We start from the raw sequence: 23,437 nt of genomic DNA, 5'->3' as shown, positions 1-23,437 counted from the left end.
CGCTGACGGCTTCGCCCACTGACCGAACATCGCTGCTCAGGGCTTCCATGAGTCCAGCAAGGCTGGAAGCACGCAGAGCAGAACGGCCTGCAGGCGGAGAAATCGTTCCCCGTGCCGCTCGAAAGTCATCGTCGCTGGTAGAGCCAGGCTGTCACGGTGTTGCGACCATGTCCGGGTGATCGTGTCCCTGCTGCACAAGGTGACCCGGAGGCTGTTGTCCGTCCCGACGGTGCTGCTCCACAGCGAGGCGGCGAAGGACGCCGAACCGCTCGTGCTGCGCCACGAGAACGCGGTCCTGCGCCGGCAACTCACGGGTCCGGTCCGCTACGAGCCCGCCGATCGATTCTGGTTCGCCGCCCTGTCCGAGTTGGTGGATCGTCGTCGGTGGCCGGAGATCTTCCCGGTCACGCCGGGCACCCTGCTCGCCTGGCATCGCAGATTCGTAGCCCGTAAGTGGGACTACTCCACGCGCCGACGTACCGGACGCCCACCGACACCAGCGGCGATCAGATCGCTTGTGCTGCGGCTCGCCAGGGAGAACCCTCGGTGGGGTCATCGACGGATCCAAGGCGAACTCGCCCGTCTCGGACACCGGATCGCCTACTCGACGGTCTGGCAGATTCTGCACGACGCCGGCATCGACCCGGCACCACGCCGTGATGGCCCGACCTGGCGGGAATTCCTCACCGCCCAGGCCCAGGGCATCATCGCGGCCGACTTCTTCCACCTCGACACCGTGCTCGGCACACGTCTGTACGCGCTCGCGTTCCTCGAACACGGCACCAGACGCCTGCACATCACCGGAGTCACCACCGACCCAAACCAGGCATGGACCACGCAACAGGCCAGAAACCTCACCTCCGACCTCGGACACCGGACGGAGTCCCTGCGCTTCCTGCTACGCGACCGTGACTGCAAGTACAGCCAGACGTTCGACACAGTCTTCCAGGGCGACGGCCTGCGCGTGATCAAGAGCGCGCCGCAGGCACCCCGGCTGAACGCCCACTGCGAGCGAGTCATCGGCACCATCAGACGCGAACTCCTCGACCATGTCCTCATCATCGGCGAAGCCCACGCACGACACGTCCTCACGACCTACGAAGACCACTACAACCGGCACTGACCCCACCAGGCTCGCGACCAACTACCACCCGACGCCCGGCAGCACCCCGCTGCGGTACACGACCTCGACACCCACAGACCGCTCCGCACCCGCATCCTCGGCGGCCTCATCAACGAATACAAAAATGCCGCCTGAACAGCAGCGATGACTTTTCGAGCGGCACAGCATGGACCACCCAACAAGCCCGCAGCCTGCTCATGGACTTCGGAGACCGGGCAGACGACTTCCGGTTCCTCATCCGCGACCGAGCCGGCCAGTTCACCACCTCGTTCGACGCGGCACTCTCCGGCACCGGCATTCAGGTCGTGAAGAGCCCACCACGGTGCCCGCGAGCCAACGCCAACGCCGAGCGGTTCGTCGGCACCGTCAGACGCGAAGTCACCGACCGCCTGCTCATCATCAACGAACACCACCTCCGGACCGTGCTGGATCGTTACGCGACCCACTACAACCACCGACGACCCACAGAGCACTGCAACTCGCGCCCACGACCAGATCGGCCAACCGCAGAGCCCGACTACACCTCGATACGCCGCCGACCAGTCCCCGGCGGCCTGATCAAACGAGTACGAACCCACAGCAGCCTAGCCGCAGGTCAGATGGTGTGGCCGACTTCTGGAACCCACAGGGCCGGGCGTTGCGGGGTGAAACGTGGCGACGCAGTCACAACGCACGCCCTGCTCGGTCATCCCGACTCCGACGACCAGCCGGATCAGCTCGACCACCGACTGGCTGGTCCACAGCGGCCCGCCGATCAGCAACTCCTCGACACGCCCCCGACCCCCGGTGCTTGTTTCCCGGATCGAGCGGTCCGGGATCTCGGCGCTTTACGCCGGCTGGATCACGTGCTCGCGGTTCTCGGGACTGTTTCAAGATCGGTGTGTTCGGCCCGACACGCCGGGCCTGGGGTCCGGCGGGATGGGCACTGTGAGTGATGACATCTGAGCTTGTGAGCGCACGGAAGAGCGAGACGGGGACCGGGCGGCAGCTGTCGCCGGAGCAGGCCGCCGCGGCGGCGATGGTGGTCGAGGCCAAGGCGCGAGGACTGGCGTTGACCGGCCCTGATGGCCTGCTCAAGCTGTTCACCAAGAGCGTGCTGGAGACCGCCCTGGCCGAGGAGATGACCGAGCACCTCGGCCACGAGAAGAACCGCGCGGAACCCGGCCGCGAGTCGACCAACGTGCGCAACGGCAGCCGGACCAAAACCGTGATCTCCGACGCGGCCGGCGGGGTGGGGATCGAGGTGCCCCGCGACCGGGAGGGCACCTTCGAGCCGCAGATCGTCAAGAAGCGGCAACGTCGCCTCACCGACGTCGACGAGATCGTGTTGTCGTTGTATGCCAAGGGATTGACCACCGGGGAGATCTCGGCGCACTTCGCCGAGATCTACGGCGCCTCGGTGTCGAAGGAGACGGTGTCACGGATTACCGACAAGGTCGTGGCGGAGATGAACGACTGGGCCGCCCGCCCGCTTGACGCCGTCTACGCGGCGGTGTTCCTCGACGCGATCGTGGTCAAGGTCCGTGACGGCCAGGTCGCCAACCGGCCGGTCTACGCCGCGATCGGCGTCACGGTGGACGGCCGCAAGGACGTGCTCGGGCTGTGGATGGGCACCGGCGGCGAGGGCGCCAAGTTCTGGATGAGCGTGCTGGTCGACCTGAAGAACCGCGGCGTGCACGATGTGTTCTTCCTGGTCTGCGACGGGCTCAAGGGCCTGCCCGACGCGGTGGCGAACGTGTGGCCGCAGGCCGTCGTGCAGACCTGCGTCGTGCACTTGATCCGCAACACCTTCCGACTGGTGGCCCGCCAGGACTGGGACGCGGTGAAACGGGGCATCGCCCCGATCTGCACCGCGCCCACCCCTGACGCCGCGGCCGCCGCGCTGGAGGACCTGGCGGAGAAGTGGGGCCGCAAATACGGGGCGATGATCCGGTTGTGGCGCAACGCATGGGACGAGTTCGTGCCGTTCCTCGACTACGACGTCGAGATCCGGCGGATGATCTGCTCCACCAACGCGATCGAGTCGCTCAACGCCCGCTACCGCCGGGCGATCCGAGCCCGCGGGCATTTCCCGACCGAGCAGTCGGCGATGAAGTGTCTGTACCTTGTCACCCGCAGCCTCGACCCGACCGGAACGGGCCGCACCAGGTGGACGATGCGCTGGAAGCCCGTGCTCAACGCCTTCGCCATCACGTTCGGTGACCGCTGGCCGAACGCCGAGACTTACTGATCAACAACGCCGGACACACCGATTACGAGATAGACCCCCGAGGACTGGTCGGCGACGTATCGAGGTGCAGCGTGGCTCCGTGATTGGCTGGTCCGGTCGCGGTGGTGCGAGCTGTAGCGCCTGGTGGGGTCGGCGGTGGTTGTAGTGGGCTGTGTAGCGGTCCAGGACCGCTCGCAGGTGGTGTTCGTTGAGGATGAGTAGTCGGTCGGTGGCTTCGCGTCTGATGGTGCCGACGAACCGTTCGGCATGGGCGTCGGCTCTCGGGCAGCGTGGTGGAATTTTTACGACCTTGATGCCGGCGCCGGCGAGGACGGCGTCGAACGAGGCGGTGAACTAGCCGGCCCGGTCCCGGATGATGAACCGGAAGTCGTCGGCCAGTCCATCAGCAGGTTGCGGGCCTGCTGGGTGGTCCAAGGACCATCGGGGTTGGTAATGGCGCCGAGGATGTGGACGTAGTGGGCGGCGGCTTCCATCACGAAGAACACGTAGACGCGCTTGAGGGTGACGGCGCAGTCGATGTGGAAGAAGTCGCAGGCCAATATGTTCGCGGCCTGCGCGCGGAGGAACCGTCGCCAGGAGGTGTCGGTGTCGCGCTGGGGCGCGGGTGGTATCCGCAGGCGCTTGAGCACGCGGCGAACCGTTGCAGCGCCTACCCGGTGGCCGAGCTTGAGCAGCTCACCTTGGATCCTGCGGTAGCCCCAGCCGGTGTTCTCCCGGGCCATCCGCGCGATCAACGCCACGACGGTGTCGTCGACCGGTGGGCGGCCGGTCCGGTTGGGGTAGGTCCACTTTCTCGCGACCAGGCGCCGATCCCACCGCATGATGAGCGGCTGTGCTGCTCCGACTGGCCTACCTCGGCGTGACCAACGCGTTCACCCTGCTGCGCCTGCTGCCCATGAGCGACCGGGACAAAGACACGGAAATCCTGGCGCTACGGCACCAGATCACCATCCTGCAACGCCAACTCGGTGACGCCCGTCCACGGTTCTCCCCCAGCGACCGGGCATTCCTCGCGGCACTGCTGCACCGACTCCCGGCCGATGCGCTTCGTCGGCTCCGACTACTGGTCCGTCCGGAGACAGTGCTTCGGTGGCACCGCGACCTCCTCGCACGACACCACGCGGCCAGGTCCCGCCCCAAGCGGCCCGGTCGACCACGGACCGTCCGCTCGATCCGACTCCTGGTGCTGCGCCTGCCACGGGAGAACCCCACCTGGGGCTACCGCCGCATCCACGGTGAACTCCTCGTGCTCGGCGTCAAGGTCGCAGCATCCACCGTCTGGCAAATCCTCAAGGACACAGGGACCGACCCCACGCCCCAGCGCACCACGACGACTTGGCCGGCCTTCCTCCGCTCCCAGGCCGACGCTGTGCCTGCCGGTAATCCCATCCATGCAGGTGAGAGCGCGATCGGGGCAAGGACTCGGTACGGCCCATGAGGGTGCTCGTGTTCCACGGGCTCGGCGTCTGGGGCGGCATGATGACCGGCTGTGCTGCTCCGACTGGCCTACCTCGGCGTGACCAACGCGTTCACCCTGCTGCGCCTGCTGCCCATGAGCGACCGGGACAAAGACACGGAGATCCTGGCGCTACGGCACCAGATCACCATCCTGCAACGCCAACTCGGTGACGCCCGTCCACGGTTCTCCCCCAGCGACCGGGCATTCCTCGCGGCACTGCTGCACCGACTCCCGACCGATGCGCTTCATCGGCTCCGACTGCTGGTACGCCCGGACACAGTGCTGCGGTGGCACCGCCACCAGTCGTAACCGACCAAGCAGCCCCCACCCGACTCGACATCCGCCAACGGCGACGACTGGGCGGCATCCTCAACGAATACCACCACGCCGCCTGACCAGCACGGACGGGATTTTCGGCAGGCACAGCCCCTCCCAGCCACAGGCCGCGTGAGACACCAACTGGATGACCGCGCCCAGCACGACGATGAGGTCCACGTTAGAGTCGTGCGCAGTCGCGGGTGGACTAAATCTGAATCGCGAACTCCATCTCTCTTCGGAGGCACTGGCCGTCACCCATCGCGCGTCATACGAAATCTAATTACTACCACCAGAAGTACAATGATCATGCCCATCACTACTATAGTGAATGTCGAGCCTGACAAGATGTATTTCTTCGCAAATAGAATTCCTGTAAATACCCACAGTGCCACCTGAGTGGCCCCAATCAACGATTGCATGGCAGAGTTGATTGTGGATGCCAACGTGGAAGGCTCCCTAACAAGCAGCAACGCGGCAGCTATTGACACAGGAATAAAGATTGCGGAGATTATCGGAGTAGCCGAGGATCGCCGAAGTACGTGCAGAATTTCTTGGAGAGTCGCCTGCCCTGGATCTGAAGCCGAACCCCAGGAGCCCACAAGATACGTCAGCATCCCCAACGCAGAGAATGCAGACAACAGGAAAACGGCGTACATCATGATTCCTCGATGTAGCGCCAGCCTGATGGGAATTGAAATTCGCGCATGTTGCTCGCTCGCGATCCCACCAGCACCGCTCCGAAGGGCTAGCGAGAACGTTTCCGGCGTCCACCGAGCTGACACCACACCGCGCTTGAATACGGGCGAACCTCTATAGGGGTCGATATCGGACCCGTTCACCCAATCGCGGCCAAGTTCCAGTTGCGAATCGCCGACCCTTACAACAACGTGGTTCGAGTGTGCATCCCCCACCGTCACGAGGTTTCGGACGTAAGAGTAGCGCCGCGGCCCCCAGGCAGCCGAAGTTCTAGACACCAACTGCAAGTCGAGTTGAGTTCTCTGGGCCACTTTTACAAGGAAGCTTTCATCCAAAGGCACGCGACACTCGGCCACAGCGGTCCAGTAGGCGCCCAGGCGAGCGTACGACCACACGCCAGCCTTATCCTTCATGCGTGTAAGTGCATCTACAAATCGCCGTACTGCAATCAAGTGCCCTTCAATGTCCTCGAGACTCGTCACACCAGGCAGGAAAGGCGCCGCCAGCAATGGGTTCTCAGCTGCACTATGCTGCACATGAGGCTTGTAGCCAAACAGAGCCTTACGGATGGGCACCACTCGACGGATATACTGCTGGTCCAGCCATCTGTGGGGAATCCGAAGCGCAGGGAATGATTTCGCAAGGAACATTTCGATCACACGGCGCTCTTGCTCATCGTCTAGGACCACGTCTCCAACACCCACCTCCTCCATTGCCACAAAGAGTAGTGGCGGCTGAAAGGAGCATATAGCCGTCAATGATCTCAGCACGTCTGGGGCATCCCCAAGGTACAAGCCGTGAGCTACCGCCCACTGAACGATTGACAGCGCTTGATACTGAGCCTGCGTCCGAAGCGGGACAAGGACGGCGGGTGCGTCAGCCACCCTTAGGTCGAAGTCCAGGAGGAGTTTTTTCTCAAATGAACCTATAGGCAAATGGAGCAGCGCCTCACGGTATTCTGCCGAACCACCTTCACCGCAAATCGTTTCTAGAGCATTCCGAAGTGGCGCCACTTGCACCGAACGGCGACGTTCACTCCAAAGCGCACTTGATAGATTTATTTGATCGACCGCACGTATGCGCCAGGCTGGCATGTTAGCCATTAGATTGTAGGCGACCGCCGGGGTATCCCGAAGGTCCCAGATTTTTCCCGCGACATAGGACGTTGCCTGCAAGCAACCGCGTCCTGGCGTTGCATCTTCAGGTTGCAAGGCTCACCTCCCCTCAGCCCTAAGCGGACGCCGGACAGCCAACCGGCTCAAATTGATCTAGCCATCTCCACCCACACGAGTGACGCCCAACCACAGGAAGCAACCAAACGTGACGCTGTGTCACTTTAGGGTTACCTCGTTTATGGATCATGAGAACGTCAACCACGGGCGGGTGAATCCTCATACCGGTGCAGCCAGACCCGTGTTACCGTGCAGACAACCGTGAACCTCCGGTTCACAACTGGCAGCGCAACAAAGGACGAGGTACCGGCCATGACTCTCGAGTCTGGACATGCCCGACCTGTGGCCGCCCGTGCGAAGCAAGGCACTTGGCCGGACATCGTCCCCCAGCGCGAGCTGATCGTTGATCATCTCGTACACATCAGCGAATTTCCCCCTATCCCACTTGAAGAGATCGAACTTACTGATGCCGAGGCGGAGAACGCCTGGCGCGGAACGCAGATCGGCTGATCTCTATAAGGGCACCTTCGCCGAGGTGCCCGCTCTGTGGCTACTTGTTGACTGGTGGCTCGGTCGATGCCAGACCAGGCTCGGTCGAAATGTTCGGCGGGATGCTCTCTCAGCGGCTGCCCACCCGTTCTTCTGGGTGACTCACTCATGACGTGTGTTTCCCGGGCGGTCGTGTCGACGAGTTCCTACAGGCCGTCGAAGACCAGGAACGCACGCCCCTTGACCAGCAGCCTGCGCACGGCGCCAACGGGTGCGGTGCATTGGTATCGGGTGCGCAGGATCGCTTCGACGGCCTCGTCGAGGTTGAACCCGTCTCGGTCCACGTCGACGTTCTTCAGCCGGATGACGAAGGGCACTCGGCCGCGGTCGAACGCCTGCCTCGCCAACAGTGTGGACGTGGTCGACTTACCCGCACCGGGGTCGCCGAGGATGACGGTCTTGCCGGTGCGTGCCGCGAAGTCCTCGTACGACACCCGCCCTTCAGGGGCGAGGTTGCGGGCACTGGTTCCCCAGGGACGGAACTCCCCGGACGAACAGGGCCTCGTAGGGCACGTGTGGGGTGCCAGAACTCTGCACTGAGGCGCTGAACTGCGGCGATCGCGCATCACGTGCCGTAGGAGCATGATCGTGAGGCGTGGCGCTACGACTGCTGTACCTGATCTTCGTCCGGGTCGTCGGTGGTTGGTCGTGCTCGGCCGGTCATCGGCGGCCAAGGACGCCGAGCTGCTGGTGCTGCGGCACGAAGTCGCCGTACTGCGCCGTACCAACCCCCGCCCGCGGCTGGAGTGGGCCGATCGCGCAGTGCTCGCCGCGCTGGTTCGCCGACTCCCTCCGCTGCTGCACGAGCACCGGTTGGTGACGCCGGCCACCGTCCTTCGATGGCACCGGCGCCTGGTCGCGAAGAAGTGGACCCACCCGAACCGGATCGGGCGACCGCCGCTCGACGACACCATCGTGGCGTTGATCGAACGGATGGCCCGGGAGAACGCGGGCTGGGGCTTGTGCCTGCCGATAATCCCATCCACGCAGGTGAGAGCGCGGTCGGGACAAGGGCTCGGGACGGCCCATGAGGGTGCTCGGTTCCACTGGCTCGGCGTCTGGCGCGGCATGATGACCGGCTGTGCTGCTTCGACTGGCGTACCTGGGCATGACCAACATGTTCGCGCTGCTGCGCCTGCTGCCCATGAGCGATCGGGACAAAGACACGGAGATCTTGGCGCTACGCCACCAAATCACCATCCTGCAACGCCAACTCGGAGACACCCGTCCGCGGTTCTCCTCCGTCGACCAGGCGTTCCTCGCGGCGCTGCTGCACCGACTTCCGAGCACCACGCTTCATCAGCTTCGACTGGCACCGCGACCTCCTCGCGCACCGCCACGCCGCCAGGTCCCGCCCCGAGCGGCCCGGCCGACCACGAACCATCCGCTCGATCCGACTCCTGGTGCTGCGCCTGGCCCAGGAGAACCCAACATGGGGCTACCGCCGCATTCACGGAGAACTCCTCGTCCTCGGCATCAAGATCGCCGCATCCACGGTATGGCAGATCCTCAAGGACGCCGGAATCGACCCTGCTCCCGAGCGCACCTCGACGACCTGGTCGACCTTTCTCCGCTCATAGGCCGACGCACTCCTGGCCTGCGACTTCTTCGAGACCCACACGCTGACCGGCACCCGCCTGTACGTGCTCGCGGTCATCGAACACGTCAGCCGCCGGATCCGCGTCCTCGGCGCCACCGCGCACCCCACCGCCTCCTGGGTCACCCAAGCCGCCAGGAACCTCGCCATGGACCTCGACGACGCAAGCCGACACGCGCGCTTCCTGATTCGCGACCGGGACGGCAAGTTCCCGGCACTGTTCGACGCCGTCCTCGCCGACGCAGGCATCCAGGTCGTCCTCAGCGGCGTCCGCATCCCGCGGATGAACGCGATCATGGAACGCTGGATCCGGACCTGCCGACGCGAACTCCTCGACCGCACCCTCATCTGGAACCGCGCGCACCTACTCCACGCCCTACGCGAGTACGAGCAGTTCTACAACACCCACCGACCCCACCAGGGCATCGACAACGCCCGACCGCTACAACCGCTGCCACAGCCAACCACCGACGAAGCAGCCGTCACCCGACTCGACATCCTCCGACGACAACGACTGGGCGGCATCCTCAACGAATACCACCACGCAGCCTGACCTGCACGGATAATATTTTCGGCAAGCACAGCGCTACCGGCTGCCGGACGGATCGTTGTTCACCGAGAACGGGTTCGACACGCGCGAGGAGGCCGAGAACCGGGCGCAGGACGTGGAGTCCGATCAGAGACGGGGACGGTTCGTCGACCCCCGGCTGGCGCAGACCCGGTTCGCCGACTGGGTGAAGGAGTGGGTGCAGGCCCACGACGTCAGCGCAGTGACGTGGGCGACCTACGACTCCCATCTGCGCAACCACATCCTGCCCCGCTTCGCCGACACCGAGCTGGGCGACCTGACCAGGATGGTGGTCAAGGTCTGGGCCAAGCAGCTGCGACGATCCTTGGGCGAGCGCAGCGTCAGTGATGTGGTCAACCTGCTGTCGAGGATCATGGGCGAAGCCGTCGACGAAGGCCTGATCGACGCCAACCCCTGCCGCAAACTCCGCCTCACCACCGGCGACCAACCCGAACGACCCCACGCCACCGCCGCCCAGATCGCCGGCCTGGCCACCCGCGTGTCCCCCGACAACGCCGCCCTGATCGTCACCGCCGCCTACACCGGCCTGCGCTGGGGTGAACTGACCGGACTGCAATGGACACGCGTCGACACCGGCAACGCGGAGATCCGCGTCGACGGCAAGGACGGCGCCCTACACGAGGTCGGCGGCACACTCACCCTCGGACCGCCCAAGACACCCGCCAGCGTCCGCACCGTGCATCTACCCGAATTTCTGGCCGACCTGCTCGACCAGCACCACGACCGCCACCCCGCCGCCCGGTTCGTGTTCACCGGAACCGACGGAGGCTTCCACCGACGGTCCAACTTCCGCCGCCGCGTCTGGCTACCGGCCCTGCGTGGGGACACCGCCACCGGCCGACCGCGGATCAACCCCGAGATGCACTTCCACGACCTACGCCACACCCACAAGACCTGGCTCATCGAGGACCGCGTCCCCGAAGTCCTCCAGCACAAAAGGATCGGCCACAAGTTCCACGGCGTCATGGGCGTCTACTCCCACGTCACCCAACCCATGATCGACGCCATGCTCGCCGCACTCCAACACCGCTGGGAGCAAACCCGGGAGCAAACGGGGAGCACGACACCATGACCACCTTCGCAAATACGGAGGTGGTCAAGATCGTTTGCTCCCCAGATGCTCCCCGAAACGATCAATGACCCGCAGATAGTGATCGTCTGCAGGCCATTGACCAGGTAAAACACACTGTGGGCGATACTGGGATCGAACCAGTGACCTCTTCGGTGTGAACGAAGCGCTCTCCCGCTGAGCTAAACGCCCGTATTCAGTTCCCACACTCGCTCTCGCGGTGTGGTCATAGCTTACAACATCATCCCCGCGAACCAAAAATCGGGCTCTGCAGCCAGGCCCAGTCGAGGCCGAACCAGCCGCCTACCAGCGAGAACGCACCGAGCAGCCAGCACGTCGTGATCACCACGAGGCCGGTGGCGGCCAGGACCAGTGCCTTCACCAAGAGGTTCTGTCGCCGCAACCACGCGACCCACGCGTCGTAGTAGCGCTTGGCGAACCGCAGCACCCGGCCCGCCCACTCGAACTCGGTGGCCAGGATCGCCAGCCCGGCGAAGACGACCAGCCAGCCCGGTCCGGGGTACGGGATCATCAGGACGCCCGCGACCAGCACCAGGCCACCGACCACGCCGACACCGATGCGGTAGGTCAGGTTCAGCGCGGGGTTGCGACGAAACCAGGGACGGTGTTCCGCGTCCTTGCCGGTGTCTTCGCGCTGTTCTGTGCTCATACCCACATCATCGCCCATTCGCCGTTCACGCAGGACCCACCTCGCCGGGTGCCACCACCGCTGATGGCCGCGGGGGCGCGGTGCGGCCCTCTCCAGCGAGATACCGAAGTCGTCGTGCCGGTGCGCGGCTGGCGGCCAGGTCGACAATCGGACGCGTGACTCACCTTCCGTGACGTCGAATGTGGTCAAAGCCACAAACTCCGGGGTGCTGGCCCCACACCACATCAGAGTCCGCAGCGATTCGCGGACACCGACCCGCCACGAGGACGATCGCATCCCCGCAGGTGGGCGTGGATCAGTGGTTCCTTGTTCGGTTCGAGCGCGTGCATCGCGTACCCGACTGCGGGTAGGCCAGCGTGCGCACCTGCCTCCGGTCTTCGGGAAGCCGTTGCACCGCCCTGGGCACTTCGGTGCCCACCGCAGCGCTCAGCGCGGCGTGGTCGGCGCCTTCCGCCGGTGTGACGTTGCGCTCAGAGGCCTCGTCGGTCAAGGGGAGGCTTCGTCTACTCTGACAGTTCTCGCGACGGACCGCGTCGACCGCGCGGTGGTGCACCACGGTCATCAGGCACGTGCCGAATCCGCCGCGTGAGTGGTCGTAGGCCGCGGGGTTGCGCCAGAGGCCAGGAACGCCTTCTGGACGACGTCCTCGGCCAGGTCGGGGTCGACACGGATCCGCCGGGCCAGTGAGTACGCCGGTTTCGCGTACCGGTCGTAGAGTTCGCCGAACGCCGTGCGGTCGCCGACCGCCACCCGTGCGGCGAGGTCCACGTGGGCGGGACGCGATCCCGGGCCGTGACGTGGTGGAGGTGAGTCAGCCACCAGAGAGGTCCTCACGTCCAACATTCGCGCAACAGCCGGTACCGGGTTCAGGTCAAACCCAGCAAGATGGGAGCAGCCTGACCCAGTGGACACGGAACGCATCGAGGTGGTCGCCCAGTGGAGTTGGATGACCCCAATCGGGTGATAAACCATCGGGAGTCGAGCGTTCCTCGCCACATATACGTCACAAGTAGAGAACTCGGTCGTTCCATTGGCCGGGAAGGGAGAAGAGGGTAACGACGATGCGCAACGACCACGTGACACTCCGCTCAACAGCGGTCTTCGACCTGCTGGCGCCGAGGACCCCGGCCGTCCCGGTGCAGGTGGAGCTTCGCTATGACACGAAAGACCCGTACGCGGTAGTCGCCGCGTTCCGAACCGGCCGTGCCGGATGGGTGGAGTGGGTCTTCGCCCGCGACCTGCTCGCCGACGGCCTGATCGCCGACGCGGGGGACGGCGACGTCCGGATCCGCCCGGCCGCGGACGACCCCGAAGTCGTGGTGATCGAACTGAGCTCGCCGTCCGGCCACGCCATGTTCGAGGCCTCGGCCCAGGAACTGGCCGACTTCCTCGACCGGACGTACGACGTCGTGGTGCCTGGGAACGAGCACCTGTGGGTCGACGTCGACGAGGCCCTGACCCACCTCATCTCCAACGACCTGACCTAAAAGCGCAGGTAGCGGGCCCGCAGGGAGGTCAACGACCCCCCGATTTGATCCCGCTGCGGTGCATGTAATAAAGTTCCTCTCGCACCGAGGAAGACCGGAACGACAAGCCCCAAAAGGGAAAGTTCCATGAAATCCACGGGGCATGCGGATGTAGCGCAGTTGGTAGCGCATCACCTTGCCAAGGTGAGGGTCGCGAGTTCGAGTCTCGTCATCCGCTCGGCAGAGGGCCCCTTGGGCTCAGGCCTGACTCCTGGGTGCTAGTCTTCAGGAATCACGGCGGAGTGGCCGAGTGGCTTAGGCAAGGGCCTGCAAAGCCCTGTACACGGGTTCGATTCCCGTCTCCGCCTCGGACGATTAGCTCAGCGGGAGAGCACTACCTTGACACGGTAGGGGTCACTGGTTCAATCCCAGTATCGTCCACCATCTATAAATGCAGGTCAGACAGCCCGTCGGTGATCTTCACCGGCGGGCTGTTCTGCTGCTGTGGGAGCAAATTGGGAGCAAACGATCTTGGCGTGATCGTCGACACCGTATGTGGTCACCCCTGCTGGACCCGTGGGAGCGACCAGCGAACGCTCCCACCGACGCTGCAGCCCGTCGAGCATCGCGTCCACCATGACCTGCGTCGCATGCGAGTAGATGCCCCGAACTCCTGCTATCCGGTGCCCGAGGCGCTTGCACTGGAGGTCTTCGGCACGCCGTCCTCGATGAGCCACGTCTTGTGCGTGTGACGTAGGTCATGGAAGCGCAGACCAGGGTGGATGGGTGCCCATCCCTGGGTCCGATCGCCGTTGACTAGGGCAACCAGACCCGCCGCCGGAAGTTCGACCGACGCAGCAGCCGTCCGTCCAGACCGGTGAAGACGTGTTCCTGCATCCGGCCGGCCCGGTGCTCGGTGAGCAGGTCGACCCGGAACGGAGGCAGATGCACGGTGCGGACGCCCGCCTTCGACTTCGGAGGTCCCAGCTCCAACCGGCCACCCACCTCGTGCAGGGCACCCTTGTCCGGGTCGATCGTGATGACCCCGCGGGCCAGGTCCACCCGTCCCCACCGCAGCCCGGCCAGCTCGCCCCACCGCAGCCCCGTGTACGCCGCCATGACCACCAACACGCTGTCCGCAGGTGAACACCGCTGGGCCATCGTCCGCACCTGCCCCGGCGAAGCATGAGGCCGCTCGTCATGATCACCGGTGTCGACCCGCGCCCGCCGACACGGGTTCGCCCCGATCAACCCCTCGTCGACCGCCTCACCCAACAACATCGACAACAGCGTTACGACATCGCCCACGGTCCGCTCGGCCAACGACCGCCGCAGCGCCTTGACCCACCCCTTCACCGCGATCCGCGAAATCTCCTTCAACGGCACGCCACCGAACCGCGGCAACACGTGATTGCGCAGGTGCGAGTCGTACTTCGCCCACGTCGTCGCACTCACGTCATGCGCGTCCGCCCACACCGGCACCCACTCCCCCAGCGGCATTCCGCCCACCGAAGGATCCACGAACGTCCCCCGACGCTGATCCGACTCGATGTCCCTCGCCCGACCGGCCGCCACCGACCGCTCGGTGAACCCGGTCTCCGACCCCAACGTCCCGTCCGGCAACCGGAACCGCACCCGGAAACCCGAACCGTGCTTCTCCACCCACGCCATACCCGTCACTCCTCGTCGACGACGAAACCGCGCCCCAGCGGACGCAGCAGGAATGGACGCTCCATAAAGGACAGGTGTCAACCCGTATGTGGTCACCACACCCACCCGAAGCCGAGTGTCCGTCGATCACCGAACCGATACCACCTCCATCACGAACACACAGCACGACGAACCTTCCGCAGCACAACCCGTCGATCGCTACAGTCCTGACCGGGGCCGCCGACCACGAGAAGGACGCGCCCCTCCGGTCACAATCGCGCGCAGGTCCTCGACCGAGAACAGAAGATGCTTGCCGACGAACGTGCGCGGAACCTCACGACGACCCGCCTTGCGGCGAAGCCACGACTCCCGCACTGTCAACAACTCCGCCGTACGCGCCGGCGTGAACAACGACGACTCCACCTCGTCGGCAACGGGTCACCGGCCGCCAGGGCACGACGCTGCACCTGCCGCCGGGCGCGCTGCTCGCGTTCTACACCGACGGGCTGGTCGCACGCCGCAGCATGGGCCTCTGGAGCGGGCCACCCCTGGCCGACGCGACACGGTGGCCGACTCCTGAACCCGGACCGGATGGACACACGGTCGGCCACAGGAGGCGATGTTCGCCTTTCGCCGGTTCGGCGGGGCCCTTGCACAACGAGCTTCCAGACCACTCGACTTCCTCCGAATGGATGGAATCGTGCAGGAATGTGATTCCCGCTCACAGCCACCCGACCCACTGCCGCGACGCTCGACAGCACGGGCCCGCAACAACGAAAACTGCGGTTCCTGCTCGCGAGCACATACGGAAAGTGGCACCGCATTTCGCCCGTTCGGCACACCACCGAGCGATTACAGTGTGAATCCGACCGAGTCACGGATGTGAGGAGTTTCCGATGTGGACATTGGCGGTCCCGGAACTGTTGTCGGCCGCGCGACGCTCCTTCGCGGGCGTCGTCGTCGCGATGTCGGTGGCGGTCGGGGTGGTGGCCGCCGCGCCCATGGCCCAGGCAGCGGACGTCGAGTTGCTGTCGTGCGTGGGCAGCGGTGCCAACACCTACCAACCGGGGGTCACCGCACAGCCCAGGGTCGTCGCCATCGGTTCCAGCGCGGACTACGGCTCCTGCGTCTCCAGCGGATCACCCGCGATCACCTCCGGCGGGTACGCGATCACGGCGAACGGTCTGGTGTCCTGCCTGGGCGGCGGTGTCTCCATCACGGTCACCATCACCTGGAACACCGGTGAGACCACCACGGTGGCCGCGGTCGGACTGCTCGTGCTGCGCCCCGCCAACGAAGTCGTCGTGGTCTACCAGGGCACGGTGACCGCGGGCAGGTTCACCGGAGCCTCCGTCGTGATGACCGCAGCCCTGCTCAACGCCACACCAGCGCAGTGCTTCACCCCCGAAGGCGTCACCGGCACCAGCGGCCCTGCCAACATCACCATCACCCAGCTCGTCTGACCCGATCGCCTTGCGACGACCGACGGCCGGAATTTGCGTTGTTCACCGGTCGTCGCCGTGGCTGGCGGGCTGCTCGGTGCCACGGGACTGTTTCACACGATGACAGCGGCTCAGATCAACCTCCCTTCACAGAGGAGTCCGCGGTCGCCGGACAGGGGGGCCGAGGAGGACCTGCGGGTCTTGTTCGGGCAGTCCATCGCCGTGTTCGCCTCCCGCACGCGCGGGAGGCGTTCTTCGCCGGCACCGCGGCCCTCGCCATCGAACGCCACCACGCCGAGCAGGCGCGCCGTGACGCCGAGACCCGCGCCGCAGCGGAGCAGCGCGCCGCCGCAGCAGCGGAACTCGCCGACCGGATGCGGGCCGCCGAATCCGCGCAGGCCGCCATTGTCGGCTCGGCGGGCCTGACGGGTGTGCCGCACCGGCCGAGCTCAAGGTCGCCGACGCCTGGGGCGACGCGGCGTGGGGCTGCCACGCCCACGCCGAGGAAGCCCTCCTCAACGTGCGGTCGGCCTTCATCGCCAACGAGGAGCTCGGCGACCTGGTCTCGCCGGTCACCAAGGTTCAACGACCTCATGGCAGAGCCCTTTCGGCAGGGTGCACCGTCGAGCACTTCGTCGCGCACAGCGCCGCGTCCCGCAGGGGAAGACGCGTGGCCGAGTTGTCGAACATCGGGTAGTAGCTCGACAACACCGGCACCGGTCGCGGATTCATGGTGCCGGCCGCTCCAGGAGTCAGCGGATTTCCGCGTCACACGGCGTCGCAGGACGAGCACGACGTCCTCGTGCCCCTGTGCTCTCCGCCGGCCAGGCCGGCTGAGGCGTCACGCGTCCTATGTAAGCGTGCGGCGGGCCAGGTGATCTGTGAGCTGACGTTCCGGATACGCCGCCGGTCGATTGTGCCGAGCATGGCAGGCACGTACTGTTGGTTCCGGTGAGTCGTCACCAATCCGCCGCGAAGCGACGATACGGGTTGAGCAGCAGCTCGTTGCCGGTTCTCGTGGTTTCGACGAGAGGCACCCCATGTCCGACACCGCTCAGGCCACAGCAGTTGACACCACCTACCACCGTGATGTTCCCGTTCTGGCGGTGATCGGCGAGGTCGACTCCACCAGCGTGGAGCCCATCCGCGCCCACCTGCTCGACCGGCTCGACCGCAGTCCGGCCCGCTTGGTGCTGGATCTCACCGGCGTGAGCTACTTCGGCTCGACCGGCCTTCAGCTGCTGACCGAGGCGATCGCCCGCGCGGAGCAGCGGGGCACGATCCTGGCGGTGGCGGCGCACCAGCGCGCCGTGCTGACACCGATGCAGATCACCGCCCTCGACCGAGAGGTAGCTGTGTGCGACACGGTCGAGCAGGCCGCGGCCGCGGTGCTCTCCCGCTGAGCGCCGAACTTCAGGTCCCGCTGCCCGACGACGGGTAGGAGCAGAGCACCTCAGCCCACACCGTTTTGCCGGCCTCGTGCCGGTCGACGCCCCAGCGCGCGCTCAGGTTCGCCACCAGCACCATGCCCCGACCCCGGTTGTGGCCCAGCCGCGACCGCCCCACCACCACCTCGCCGGGTGCCGCGTCATCCACCTCGATCCGAACCGAACACGGCTCGTCGGACCGGTGCAGGCGCACTCGACGCGGCGCTTCACCGTGGTCATAGGCGTTGGCCACCAGCTCGGTGACCACCAGCAGGCAGTCCCCCACCTCGTCATCGGTCAGGTCACCCAGCGCATCGCCCGCCCATCGCCGCACCCCCGCCAGCGGAGGGACGTCGTCGGCGAGTTCCAGAGCCAGGGCTCTGGGGCCGCCATCGTCTTCCTCGAGCAACGTCACACGACCCGTCCTCTCCCGCCGAAGACGTCGGATGGCGCGGACATACCCGCACGTTCGATTCGTCAACCACGCCGCGGCTCGGATCACCATAACCGGCCAGCCGGCCCGTTCGCCCTATTAGGGCCCACGCGTCGGCTGAAGCCACCCGCGCAGTCAGCACGGACCCGCGTCCGAGACCCCGGACACCTGCCCGACGACGCGAGCCGATCACACACGTCCGGAACAGCCGACCCGCCTGCACCACTCGTTGGTGCCATTCGACGCCACTGGTGTTCGGCCGCGACACTCTGGGGAGGCCGTTGCGCCCTTCCTCGCGGATGCCTGCCGGCGGTCGTATTGACAGGGCATCCGGTCCGTCCGACTTGAAGCGATGATCTTCAAGGCGACCGGTTGTGAGAAGCGGACGTCCCACAGGCGCACTCGTTGGAGTGGCACCCCGGTGACAGCGGTTCGTCGCCGGGGCAAGTGGCACCGGATAGTGGGCCGGTTCGAGTCGTTGGAGGGGCACTCGGACCGCCGACGTTCAACACGGTGCAGCACTGGAAGCACGTCGCCACCCACCGGGCTCAACCGCTGTGCGCGGCCACCGGGCACAGCGGCGTGGTCCGCAGCGGCTGGGCCGACCACTACTGCGTCTTCAACGAGGAATGCGCCGCCTGGGACCTGCACGTTCGGTCGGCCCCAGGCTGAGCAGCGATCACCGACGACCGGCCTCGCTCAGCGGACCTCCTCGTTGGAACGGCAACGTCGCACCACGGAGCGTCGCTGTCGACCAGGTCATCGCAACGACCACATCGGTTCGTCGGACAGTCCGCGTCACCGCAGCCGCGTGTACCACCAATTCCGCGTGCCACGGCGCTACGGGTGCCGCCCAGGTTCGACCGGGTCGTCTTCCAGACCGCGCACCGTGGTCATGGCGGAGAGCCCGGAGAAGGTCAAGACCGGAGCCAGGAGCGCGGTGGCGACCACTTCGATGCGATCGGCGTGTTCGAACAGCACGCTCAGCCCGGCGCTGTCGAGGTACTCGACCTCGGTGAGGTCCACCAGGACCCGCCCGTCGACGTCGTCGAGCGCGGCGGTCAGGGCGGTCGCGTTGCTCATGTCGATCTCGCCGACGACCTTGAGGATCGCGGTTCCGTCGGGGCCACGGCCTGGCGTGAGCGTGAGCGGTGTGGTCATCGGGGGATCCTCAGGTGCATGTCGACGGTGGTGCCGGCCGGGCCGGGGTTGATGGTGACCTGCCGCATCAGCGCGCGCATCAAGGCGACGCCTCGCCCGCGGTGCGGGTTGAGCTCGGGCTGGGGCGCTTTCCAGCGGCCGGTGTCGGTCACGGTGAGGTAGAGGTCGCCGACCAGTGCCTCGGCTCGTAGCCCGACCACCTCGGGGAGTGTGTCGCGGTATCCGTGCTCGATGGCGTTGGCACAGGCTTCACCGACGGCAACCAGGACGCTGTGCATGGCCTGCGGGGGCAGTCCGCACTGTTCCAGCCAGGTCCGCAGGGTCCTGCGGACCGGTGCTAGCTGGGCGGATTCGGCGGGGAAGGTCAGCTCCAGCGGAGCCGGGTGGCGGTAGAGCAGCAGGGCGACGTCGTCCTTGTAGCCCTCGGCGGGGGCCAGCCGCTCCATCACCTGGGTGGCGAGGTCGTCGAGGGCGGTGTCGCGGCCGTCCTGGACGACCTCGCCGGCCTGGTCGATGCCTTCGGTCAGCGGGCGACGGCGACGCTCGACGAGCCCGTCGGTGTACATCAACAACGTGGCGCGGGCAGGCACGGTGCACTCCGCTTCGGGGCGTCGGCGGCCCGGCCTCACCGCAAGAGGGGTCGAACGCCCCTCCTCCAGGAGACGGGTCGTGCCGTCGGGACAAGCCAGGATGGCGGGTGGGTGCCCGGCGCTGGAGTAGGTCAGGTGACCGGTGCCCGGGTCCAGGACGCCGCAGAAAACGGTGGTGCACAGCGCACCGGGCAGGCTCGCGGCGAAGTGGTCCAGCGCCATGAGGGTGGCGGCGGGGCCCGCCTCTTGCAGGAGCAGCGCCCGGCAGGCGCTGCGCAGTTGCCCCATGACGGCGGCGGCTTTCAGGCCGCGGCCGACGCAGTCCCCGACGACGATGCCGATGCGGCCGTCGGGCAAGGCGACGGTGTCGTACCAGTCGCCGCCGATTTCCAGTGGTCGAGCGGCGGGTTCGTAGCGCACGGCGAAGCCGCCGGGCAGCTGGGAGGGGCCGAGGATCGCGCGTTGCAGCGCCAGCGCGATCTCGCGTTGCTGGTCGATCTGATGGGCGCGGGTCAGGCCCTGGGCCAGGTGGCCGGCCAACACCGACAGCAGGACCTCGTCCTGGTCGCTGAAGGGGCGGCGACCGTCCAGGTCCAGCCAGAGCACCATGACGCCGTCGGGGTGTTCCAAAGTGACGCCTGTGCCCGTGGCGCCGTGGTCGGTCGGGCTCAGCGCGGGGCGCCCGCGCAGCGCGATGAGAGTCGCGCGCTCCTGTTCGGACAGGTCGTCCCAGGAAAGCTCGGGCCCGGTAGCGGTCAACGCCGGCGCGGCGCGCTCGGTGAAGACGGCGGCCACGACACGCCGGGCGTGCCAGAGGTCCTTGAGCTCGTCCAGCGCTCCGGAGAGGGCTTCCTGCAGGCTGGACCCCGCGGACAGCCGCATGCTCAACGCCGTCAGGGCAGTGTCGCGCTGGATGGCGTAGTGCTCGGCGGTCACGTCACGGAAGGTGCCCACGACCACGGTGCGCCCGGTGTCGGGGTCGCGGGCCGGGTTGAACATGACACTGACCCAGAGCACGTGGCCGTCGCGGTGGGTCACCGGGATGGTGTAGTTGCCCTGGCCTTGGCTGAGCAAGCCGGAGAAAGCGTCGTTGACCTGCCGGTGTCCCGCGGGGTCGGCCTCGGCGTCGGGCCACCAGGGGTGGACAGGTCGATAGGGCAGTCCCTCGACGCCGTAGCCCAGGATGTCGGTGAACGCGGCGTTGATCTCCACGACGGCGCCGTCCTCGTCGCAGATGAAGAAGGCCTCCTGCAGCGAGTCGATCAGCGCGGTCCGCCAGCGGGCGTGGTGGTTGCGCAACCGCGACAGCTCCACGTTCGCCCGCACCCGGGCCAGGAGTTCCGCCGCCGCGAACGGTTTGACCAGGTAGTCGTCCGCACCCGCCTCCAGGCCTTCGATCGAGGCCTCCTGCCCGGCACGGGCGGACAGCAGCAGGACCGGCACCGCCGCGGTACGCGGATCGGTCCGCAGGGCGGCCACCAGGGACAGGCCGTCCAGGCGGGGCATCATCACGTCGCTGACCACCAGGTCCGGTGTGCGGGCGCGGGCCGCTTCCAGGGCTTCCACGCCGTCGGTGACGGCGTGGACGTCGTAGCCGGCTCCCGTCAGCAGCCGGGTCAGGTACTCGCGCATGTCGGCGTTGTCGTCGGCGACCAGCACCGCGGCGGGCACCGCGGGACCGGCCGCGGTGTCCGGGTCCGACGACTTGACGTCGGTGACCGCCGCGCCCGCCTGTTCGGAGGGCAGCCAACGCAGGGCTTCCTGCACGTACGGGTCCGCCGTGACCGACACCGCAGTGGAGCCCGCGACGGGTGACACCGCGTCGGCAGGCAGGTGCGCCGAGCCGAACGGCAGGCGGATGGTGAAGCGGGTGCCCTCCCCCACGGCGCTGTCGGCGGTGATCGTGCCGCCGTGCAGACCCACCAGTTCCTCCACCAGGGCGAGACCGATGCCGCTGCCCTCGTTGGAGCGGGAGCGGGTGTTCTCGATGCGGTGGAAGCGCTCGAACAGCCGCGGCATCTCCTCCGGGGGCACGCCGACACCGCTGTCGGCGACCGTGACCACCGCCTCACCGTCTCCGGGGTGCGCGGAAACCTGGATCGAGCCGTCGAAGGTGAACTTGAGGGCGTTGCTGAGCAGGTTGAGGATCACCTTCTCCCACATGCCCCGGTCGACGAACACCGGCTGGGGCAGCGGTGGGCAGTCGACCTCGAAGGTCAGGCCCGCCTTCTCGATCGCCGAGCGGAAGACGCTGGCCAGCTCGGCGGTGACGGCGGACAGGTCGACCGGCTCGTAACCGGCCTGCATCCGGCCGGCCTCGATGCGGGAGAAGTCCAGCAGCGTGTTGACCAGCTTGCCCAGACGCAGCCCGTTGCGGTGCACGACCTCGAGCTCGCCGCTCGCCGCCGGGTCGGACTCCGCCAATCGGTCCCGCAGCTCCGCCACGGGCCCCATGATGAGGGTGAGCGGGGTGCGGAACTCGTGGCTGATGTTGGAGAAGAACGCGGTCTTCGCGCGGTCCAGCTCGGCCAGTTCCTCCGCCCGCCGCTGCTGGGCCTGGTAGCTGCGGGCGGACGCGATCCCGGCCGCGACGTGCCCGGCGACCAGCTCGACGAAACCGCGATAACCCTCGTCCAGGGGCCGGTAGCGGTTCAGACCCGCCACCACGAACCCGTAGGGCACGCCGCCCTGCTGCTGCAGCGGCACCACCAACGCCTGCGCCGGCGGCTCCGGCCAGTCCCCGGAGGGCAGTCCGGCGAACGCCGCCCCGTCCAACTCCACCAGCACCCCCTCGCCTGCGGCAAGCCGCGCCGCGGGCCACACCGCGTCCGGGTCGTCGGCGGCCTGCGTCGCGGGGGCGTTCGGGTGCCCGGCGGGGAGTCCGGTCACGCCTGCCAACCAGGCGGAGCCGTCATCGGCGAACAGGTAGGTCAGCGTGAACGGCAGGTCGCGCCGGTTGCGGTCGAGCTGGCGGCACGTGAAGGCGAGCGTCTCCTGCTCGGTGCGCACCACGCTGGGATCCGAGCCCAGGTCCCTCAGCGTCGCCATCCGCCGCTCACCGATGACGCGGTCGGTGTCCTCGCTGACCACGCACAACATGCCGACCACCACGCCGGAGTCGTCGCGCAGCGGACTGTAGGAGAACGTGTGGTAGGTCTCCTCCGGGTACCCGGACCGCTCGAGGAACAACAGCAACGCCTCGTCCCAGGTCGCCCGCCCGGTGGTCAGGACCCTGTCGATACGCGGGCCGATGTCGTCCCAGATCTCCGCCCACACCTCGCTCGCCTGCCGCCCCAGCGCCCACGGGTACTTGCGGCCCAACGTGTCGCGCCGGTAGGCCGCGTTGCAGAAGAAGGTCAGCTCCGGCCCCCAGGCCATCCACATCGGGAACCGCGAGGACAGCAGGATGCTCACCGCGGTCCGCAGGCTCTGCGGCCAAGCCTCCGGCGGGCCGAGCGGGGTCGACGCCCACTCCACCACGGCGAGATCCGAACCGACCTCGCCGTCCGCGGCGAACACGTCACCCACCACCGTCGGCTCGCGCCGGGCGTCGTCGGAACGCGTCACCGCACACTCCTTCGTCCACTCCCACCACACCCGGACGAATCGTCCCGGCACTTCGTGGCCGTACAACTCCCACCACCGCAAGCGGGTGAGGCGATCCGTAGGATAGGTGACCCGTCTCAGGCCGCACTTCCGTGTCGGACCGCGGAGCACGAGACCACGAAACGGTCGAATCGGCATGACGGGCCGCGCGGGCGACGTCACCCCTCCGGTTGACGAGCAGCGAAGAGCA

Annotated in this window: 25 protein-coding genes and 4 tRNA genes; 16 read left to right on the top strand and 13 right to left on the bottom strand. The window is 66.8% G+C overall.

Annotation, left to right across the window (positions count from 1 at the left end):
- The first annotated feature begins 175 nt into the window (after positions 1 to 175).
- The 3 genes from EDD40_RS35860 to EDD40_RS35850 all read left to right on the top strand — a co-directional run bounded on the left by EDD40_RS35860 (position 176) and on the right by EDD40_RS35850 (position 3,353).
- Complete coding sequence (locus EDD40_RS35860; RefSeq protein ID WP_246038096.1) at positions 176 to 1,123, top strand: helix-turn-helix domain-containing protein; 948 nt, start codon at positions 176 to 178, stop codon at positions 1,121 to 1,123.
- Positions 1,124 to 1,320: 197 nt separating this feature from the next.
- Positions 1,321 to 2,058: an integrase core domain-containing protein gene (locus EDD40_RS42800; protein WP_211348303.1), complete on the top strand. Its 738-nt coding sequence runs from the start codon at positions 1,321 to 1,323 to the stop codon at positions 2,056 to 2,058.
- Between the two features lie 83 nt (positions 2,059 to 2,141).
- Complete coding sequence (locus EDD40_RS35850) at positions 2,142 to 3,353, top strand: IS256 family transposase (protein WP_246038379.1); 1,212 nt, start codon at positions 2,142 to 2,144, stop codon at positions 3,351 to 3,353.
- Here EDD40_RS35850 and EDD40_RS43955 read toward each other — a convergent pair whose 3' ends face one another.
- Both EDD40_RS43955 and EDD40_RS43950 read right to left on the bottom strand, forming a co-directional pair.
- Positions 3,354 to 3,632 carry a transposase gene (locus EDD40_RS43955; RefSeq protein ID WP_246038378.1) on the bottom strand — a complete coding sequence of 93 codons (279 nt, stop codon included), beginning with the start codon at positions 3,630 to 3,632 and terminating at the stop codon, positions 3,354 to 3,356.
- Between the two features lie 2 nt (positions 3,633 to 3,634).
- The gene (locus tag EDD40_RS43950; RefSeq protein ID WP_246038094.1) at positions 3,635 to 4,093 is read right to left on the bottom strand and encodes a helix-turn-helix domain-containing protein; all 459 of its coding nucleotides are present in this window, start codon (positions 4,091 to 4,093) and stop codon (positions 3,635 to 3,637) included.
- Between the two features lie 92 nt (positions 4,094 to 4,185).
- Here EDD40_RS43950 and EDD40_RS43945 point away from each other — a divergent pair, with 92 nt between their 5' ends.
- Entirely contained in the window at positions 4,186 to 4,791 is a 606-nt protein-coding gene (locus EDD40_RS43945; RefSeq protein ID WP_123746827.1) for a helix-turn-helix domain-containing protein, read from the top strand.
- A 51-nt stretch (positions 4,792 to 4,842) separates the two neighbouring features.
- Positions 4,843 to 5,121: a class II glutamine amidotransferase domain-containing protein gene (locus tag EDD40_RS43940; protein WP_123746826.1), complete on the top strand. Its 279-nt coding sequence runs from the start codon at positions 4,843 to 4,845 to the stop codon at positions 5,119 to 5,121.
- A gap of 60 nt (positions 5,122 to 5,181) precedes the next feature.
- Here the strand turns inward: EDD40_RS43940 and EDD40_RS44505 are convergent, their stop codons facing one another.
- Positions 5,182 to 5,307 (bottom strand): hypothetical protein, encoded by a 126-nt coding sequence (locus EDD40_RS44505; RefSeq protein ID WP_281277833.1) that lies wholly within the window; start codon positions 5,305 to 5,307, stop codon positions 5,182 to 5,184.
- A gap of 74 nt (positions 5,308 to 5,381) precedes the next feature.
- Positions 5,382 to 6,539, bottom strand: coding sequence for a hypothetical protein (locus tag EDD40_RS41215; protein ID WP_148089008.1), 1,158 nt, complete (start codon positions 6,537 to 6,539; stop codon positions 5,382 to 5,384).
- A 771-nt stretch (positions 6,540 to 7,310) separates the two neighbouring features.
- Between EDD40_RS41215 and EDD40_RS41210 the strand changes: the two genes are divergently transcribed.
- Entirely contained in the window at positions 7,311 to 7,508 is a 198-nt protein-coding gene (locus EDD40_RS41210) for a hypothetical protein (RefSeq protein WP_148089007.1), read from the top strand.
- 185 nt (positions 7,509 to 7,693) lie between these two features.
- Here EDD40_RS41210 and EDD40_RS35825 read toward each other — a convergent pair whose 3' ends face one another.
- On the bottom strand, positions 7,694 to 7,981 hold the full coding sequence (locus EDD40_RS35825; RefSeq protein ID WP_123746825.1) for a hypothetical protein: 288 nt from the start codon (positions 7,979 to 7,981) through the stop codon (positions 7,694 to 7,696).
- A gap of 969 nt (positions 7,982 to 8,950) precedes the next feature.
- Between EDD40_RS35825 and EDD40_RS42785 the strand changes: the two genes are divergently transcribed.
- The 3 genes from EDD40_RS42785 (at position 8,951) to EDD40_RS35810 (ending at position 10,805) form a co-directional block, all read left to right on the top strand.
- Positions 8,951 to 9,127, top strand: coding sequence for a hypothetical protein (locus EDD40_RS42785; RefSeq protein WP_211348301.1), 177 nt, complete (start codon positions 8,951 to 8,953; stop codon positions 9,125 to 9,127).
- Positions 9,128 to 9,190: 63 nt separating this feature from the next.
- On the top strand, positions 9,191 to 9,697 hold the full coding sequence (locus tag EDD40_RS42090; RefSeq protein WP_170184872.1) for an integrase core domain-containing protein: 507 nt from the start codon (positions 9,191 to 9,193) through the stop codon (positions 9,695 to 9,697).
- 55 nt (positions 9,698 to 9,752) lie between these two features.
- Positions 9,753 to 10,805 (top strand): site-specific integrase, encoded by a 1,053-nt coding sequence (locus EDD40_RS35810; RefSeq protein WP_211348300.1) that lies wholly within the window; start codon positions 9,753 to 9,755, stop codon positions 10,803 to 10,805.
- A 117-nt stretch (positions 10,806 to 10,922) separates the two neighbouring features.
- On the opposite strand, the gene EDD40_RS35805 is transcribed toward EDD40_RS35810, so the two are convergent.
- The 3 genes from EDD40_RS35805 to EDD40_RS43935 all read right to left on the bottom strand — a co-directional run bounded on the left by EDD40_RS35805 (position 10,923) and on the right by EDD40_RS43935 (position 12,291).
- A tRNA-Val gene (locus EDD40_RS35805) sits at positions 10,923 to 10,994 on the bottom strand.
- A 49-nt stretch (positions 10,995 to 11,043) separates the two neighbouring features.
- A complete protein-coding gene (locus tag EDD40_RS35800; protein ID WP_246038092.1) occupies positions 11,044 to 11,472 on the bottom strand; it encodes a TIGR02611 family protein in 429 nt (142 codons plus the stop codon).
- A 561-nt stretch (positions 11,473 to 12,033) separates the two neighbouring features.
- Positions 12,034 to 12,291 carry an RNA polymerase sigma factor gene (locus EDD40_RS43935; RefSeq protein ID WP_246038089.1) on the bottom strand — a complete coding sequence of 86 codons (258 nt, stop codon included), beginning with the start codon at positions 12,289 to 12,291 and terminating at the stop codon, positions 12,034 to 12,036.
- A 242-nt stretch (positions 12,292 to 12,533) separates the two neighbouring features.
- Between EDD40_RS43935 and EDD40_RS35790 the strand changes: the two genes are divergently transcribed.
- The 4 genes from EDD40_RS35790 (at position 12,534) to EDD40_RS35775 (ending at position 13,382) form a co-directional block, all read left to right on the top strand.
- A complete protein-coding gene (locus EDD40_RS35790) occupies positions 12,534 to 12,959 on the top strand; it encodes an SsgA family sporulation/cell division regulator (protein WP_073893954.1) in 426 nt (141 codons plus the stop codon).
- Between the two features lie 144 nt (positions 12,960 to 13,103).
- Positions 13,104 to 13,176 (top strand) — tRNA-Gly (locus tag EDD40_RS35785).
- A gap of 58 nt (positions 13,177 to 13,234) precedes the next feature.
- Positions 13,235 to 13,306 (top strand) — tRNA-Cys (locus EDD40_RS35780).
- A 1-nt stretch (position 13,307) separates the two neighbouring features.
- A tRNA-Val gene (locus EDD40_RS35775) sits at positions 13,308 to 13,382 on the top strand.
- A 372-nt stretch (positions 13,383 to 13,754) separates the two neighbouring features.
- Here the strand turns inward: EDD40_RS35775 and EDD40_RS35770 are convergent.
- The gene (locus EDD40_RS35770) at positions 13,755 to 14,609 is read right to left on the bottom strand and encodes a tyrosine-type recombinase/integrase (protein WP_211348299.1); all 855 of its coding nucleotides are present in this window, start codon (positions 14,607 to 14,609) and stop codon (positions 13,755 to 13,757) included.
- Between the two features lie 875 nt (positions 14,610 to 15,484).
- On the opposite strand from EDD40_RS35770, the gene EDD40_RS35760 reads away from it, so the two are divergent.
- A complete protein-coding gene (locus EDD40_RS35760) occupies positions 15,485 to 16,051 on the top strand; it encodes a hypothetical protein (RefSeq protein ID WP_148089006.1) in 567 nt (188 codons plus the stop codon).
- A gap of 110 nt (positions 16,052 to 16,161) precedes the next feature.
- Here EDD40_RS35760 and EDD40_RS42085 read toward each other — a convergent pair whose 3' ends face one another.
- Positions 16,162 to 16,470 carry a hypothetical protein gene (locus EDD40_RS42085; protein ID WP_170185305.1) on the bottom strand — a complete coding sequence of 103 codons (309 nt, stop codon included), beginning with the start codon at positions 16,468 to 16,470 and terminating at the stop codon, positions 16,162 to 16,164.
- 600 nt (positions 16,471 to 17,070) lie between these two features.
- Here EDD40_RS42085 and EDD40_RS35750 point away from each other — a divergent pair.
- A complete protein-coding gene (locus tag EDD40_RS35750) occupies positions 17,071 to 17,433 on the top strand; it encodes an STAS domain-containing protein (protein ID WP_123746821.1) in 363 nt (120 codons plus the stop codon).
- A gap of 10 nt (positions 17,434 to 17,443) precedes the next feature.
- On the opposite strand, the gene EDD40_RS35745 is transcribed toward EDD40_RS35750, so the two are convergent.
- A complete protein-coding gene (locus EDD40_RS35745) occupies positions 17,444 to 17,872 on the bottom strand; it encodes an ATP-binding protein (RefSeq protein WP_246038088.1) in 429 nt (142 codons plus the stop codon).
- A 531-nt stretch (positions 17,873 to 18,403) separates the two neighbouring features.
- Between EDD40_RS35745 and EDD40_RS42080 the strand changes: the two genes are divergently transcribed.
- Positions 18,404 to 18,562: a hypothetical protein gene (locus tag EDD40_RS42080; protein WP_170185304.1), complete on the top strand. Its 159-nt coding sequence runs from the start codon at positions 18,404 to 18,406 to the stop codon at positions 18,560 to 18,562.
- Positions 18,563 to 18,730: 168 nt separating this feature from the next.
- Here the strand turns inward: EDD40_RS42080 and EDD40_RS35740 are convergent, their stop codons facing one another.
- Positions 18,731 to 19,051 carry an STAS domain-containing protein gene (locus tag EDD40_RS35740; protein ID WP_123746819.1) on the bottom strand — a complete coding sequence of 107 codons (321 nt, stop codon included), beginning with the start codon at positions 19,049 to 19,051 and terminating at the stop codon, positions 18,731 to 18,733.
- Positions 19,048 to 23,208, bottom strand: a complete 4,161-nt coding sequence (locus EDD40_RS35735; RefSeq protein ID WP_246038086.1) for a SpoIIE family protein phosphatase — start codon at positions 23,206 to 23,208, stop codon at positions 19,048 to 19,050. Before EDD40_RS35735 ends, EDD40_RS35740 begins: the two co-directional genes overlap by 4 nt.
- Positions 23,209 to 23,437 lie beyond the last annotated feature (229 nt).

This window comes from Saccharothrix texasensis, assembly GCF_003752005.1.
In the GTDB taxonomy this organism is placed as follows: Bacteria; Actinomycetota; Actinomycetes; order Mycobacteriales; family Pseudonocardiaceae; genus Actinosynnema; species Actinosynnema texasense.
This window is presented reverse-complemented; position numbering and strand designations above follow the sequence as displayed.

Bases quoted from the DNA above. Each gene is read 5' to 3' on its own strand.
- EDD40_RS42800 (WP_211348303.1), top strand. From the start codon at position 1,321: ATGGACTTCGGAGACCGGGCAGACGACTTCCGGTTCCTCATCCGCGAC.
- EDD40_RS35850 (WP_246038379.1), top strand. From the start codon at position 2,142: ATGGTGGTCGAGGCCAAGGCGCGAGGACTGGCGTTGACCGGCCCTGAT.
- EDD40_RS41215 (WP_148089008.1), bottom strand. From the start codon at position 6,539: ATGGAGGAGGTGGGTGTTGGAGACGTGGTCCTAGACGATGAGCAAGAG.
- EDD40_RS41210 (WP_148089007.1), top strand. From the start codon at position 7,311: ATGACTCTCGAGTCTGGACATGCCCGACCTGTGGCCGCCCGTGCGAAG.
- EDD40_RS35800 (WP_246038092.1), bottom strand. From the start codon at position 11,472: ATGAGCACAGAACAGCGCGAAGACACCGGCAAGGACGCGGAACACCGT.
- EDD40_RS35790 (WP_073893954.1), top strand. From the start codon at position 12,534: ATGCGCAACGACCACGTGACACTCCGCTCAACAGCGGTCTTCGACCTG.
- EDD40_RS35770 (WP_211348299.1), bottom strand. From the start codon at position 14,609: ATGGCGTGGGTGGAGAAGCACGGTTCGGGTTTCCGGGTGCGGTTCCGG.
- EDD40_RS35760 (WP_148089006.1), top strand. From the start codon at position 15,485: ATGTGGACATTGGCGGTCCCGGAACTGTTGTCGGCCGCGCGACGCTCC.
- EDD40_RS35750 (WP_123746821.1), top strand. From the start codon at position 17,071: ATGTCCGACACCGCTCAGGCCACAGCAGTTGACACCACCTACCACCGT.
- EDD40_RS35740 (WP_123746819.1), bottom strand. From the start codon at position 19,051: ATGACCACACCGCTCACGCTCACGCCAGGCCGTGGCCCCGACGGAACC.